Raw genomic sequence first — 2,520 nt, 5'->3', positions numbered from 1 at the left:
AGCGGGTCGCCTTTACGTCCGCGGTGGCCGCAGATCTGCTGCTGCAACCCGGCAGTGGTGCTCGCTTGCTGCGTTCGCCGACTTGCCTACAATGGGTCACCCATCCCCAGTTCCCCCGCCGCTTTGCGCATGTGAGAGATGGCATGGCCTTCGTCGCGGGGAAGCGTCGCGGCGAGTTCATTGACCCGTCGCCAGCGATCGAGCGTCGATCCGTCGCTACGGCCGGCCGCAGCCAGAGCCGACCACGTGTCCGCGCAGCGCAAGAGCGCAGTTCCGGCCTTCGCCATCTCCGCGGACTCCGTTAGCCGGGCCACGTCGCCACAGAACTGTGCCTGCAACCGGCGGAACAGGCCGCCGCCCGTGCCTGCCTTCTCTACAAAGGCGTGGAGAGAACGCAGCGCGATGTCCAGTTCCGGTTCGGGCATGAGCCCCGGCCACCGGTCGACATCCTCGGCGAAGACCGTGACTCCACTGATCCCGGCAGCGGCAACGGCATCCGGCGGTAGCACCGACGCGTCCGGAATAATCGCGGTTGTCGCCGCCTGCATGTTTTCGACCGAGGCCACGAGGGCCGAAGCCGCAGTCTGGCGGAGATCGGGCAGGATCTGGGGCCAGTTCACGAAGTACGTGGTGTGCCTCGTGGGCACGGGGAACGATCGGGACGCGCGCGCCCGCGCAAGAGCCTCGTAGGGGACTTTCTGCATCTCGGCTCGGTCGTTGTCCACCACGAAAGCCGTCTCGGTGTCGTCTTCGTAACCGATCACGACGATGTCGTGCCGACTCATCTGAAGGCGGACATTGAGGTAGGGCAGCTCAGAAATGTCGGCCCACATCAGCACGGGACGGCCTTGCTGGAGTTCGCGGCGGACCCAGCCCCAGCCGGTCTCGGGATCGTCGGTTCCCCGAACGTCGACCTCTGCACCCAGCCTGGCGAGAAGGTCGACCTCGAGGTCGCTGCTACGCCCGACGAAGTAGATGGGAGGGGCGAGACCCGGTGCCCGCAGGTAGGTGAAGCCGAGACCACCGCCCATTCCGAAGACCAGACCTTCGCTCGGCACCTCGTCCCAGCCCAGACCGGCCCACTCCAGGAGGTCTCTCAGCGCTCCGGAACCACAATGCCCTGCCTGACGGTGGGGATAGTCCAGTAGGACTCGTCGCGGCTCTGGATGACGGGTAGGGACCTCGACTGACATGACATCTCCTGAATCGGCGTCGCAGCAATCTGCGCGGTTTCCGGTTGGACGGGCATGCGGTTACGTGACTATACATTCGTTCATGCAGGCATGTACCTACCTCAGCGGTCCATCGAAAGGATCCTTCGTTCCTGCGCCGCCCGCCGAGTGATAGCTCAAGAAATGCGCTGGGCGAGGCAGCCCCGGGCGTCCGCCAGACAATCACCACCGCTCTCCTCCACGAGCCGGCGGCCCGGAGCGTGTCAAATCAAATGAGACGTGAGGTGCTCGGTTGGGCTTGGCTAGTTTCGGGTGATCGGGCGTCGGGGTCGTTGATGGTCGCCTTTTCCGGCAGTCGGGGTGGGCGCGGTCGTCGGGTGAACCGTTCGGGGTGTTTGGCGTAGGCGGCGTCGAGCACGAGCTGGCGCCTGTCGCGGATGGTCTCGGCGGTGCCGTCGTGGACGCTGGCCGGGGTGTGCAGTCCGATCCCGCTGTGCCGGTGCTGGTGGTTGTACCAGTGGATGAATCGGTTCATCCATGCCCGGGCGGCACCGATGCTGGCGAACCGCTCGGGGTAGTTCGGCGTGTACTTCATGGTCTTGAACTGCGACTCGCTGTACGGGTTGTCGTTGCTGGTCCGCGGCCGATTGTGCGACCGGGTTACATCCAGATCGCACAGGAGTGAGGCCAACGGCTTCGAGGTCATCGCCGCGCCCCCGTCGGCGTGGAGATACCCCGGTGCCTGGCCTTGCTCGGCGATGGCGGCGGCGACCAGGTCGGCGGCCAGTTCGCCGTCTTCGACGGTCTCGATGCGCCAGCCCACGACGTAGCGGGAGTAGATGTCGATGACGACGTAGGCGTGGTACCAGATGCCCTTGGCCGGGCCCCGCATTTTCGTGATGTCCCACGACCACACATCATTTGCTGAGGTTGCGACCAGTTCGGGAATCGCCCGTGGTGGATGGGTTGCCTGCCGACGACGCTCGCCGTTCATCGCCTCGGCCGCCAGGATCCGGTGCATCGTGCGCTGCGAGCAGTGATACCGGCCGGCGTCGAGTTCGCGGGCCCACACCTGGGCCACGGACAGATCGGCGTAGGCCTCGCTGGTGAGCACTTCCAGTATCGCGGTGCGCTCGGCGGCGGTGAGCTCGGCAGGATGGCGGGCCTTGGGGTGCGGCCCATACTGGCGCGGTTTCGGATTGGCCTGGCGATGATGGGTCGCCCGCGACCTACCGACCAGGGCGCAGGACCGCACCACACCCAGCAGCGCGGTCAGCAGCTGCGCGGTTTCGGCCTGCCAGGTGCGCCAGGCGGCCCTGGTCACCCCTTGTTTTTCTTGGAGAGCGCT

2 protein-coding genes are annotated in these 2,520 nt (G+C 66.1%); both read right to left on the bottom strand.

Annotation, left to right across the window (positions count from 1 at the left end; translation table 11 throughout):
• Positions 1–86: 86 nt before the first annotated feature.
• Complete coding sequence (locus tag G6017_RS15445; RefSeq protein WP_067478094.1) at positions 87–1,193, bottom strand: BtrH N-terminal domain-containing protein; 1,107 nt, start codon at positions 1,191–1,193, stop codon at positions 87–89.
• 247 nt (positions 1,194–1,440) lie between these two features.
• The coding region (locus tag G6017_RS15440; protein ID WP_194307905.1) for an IS3 family transposase at positions 1,441–2,520 on the bottom strand (1,080 nt) is incomplete at its 5' end.

Source organism: Dietzia sp. B44 (genome assembly GCF_014145245.1).
In the GTDB taxonomy this organism is placed as follows: Bacteria; Actinomycetota; Actinomycetes; order Mycobacteriales; family Mycobacteriaceae; genus Dietzia; species Dietzia natronolimnaea.
Note: the sequence above shows the minus strand (reverse complement) of the source record. Positions and strands in the feature narration are given on the sequence as shown.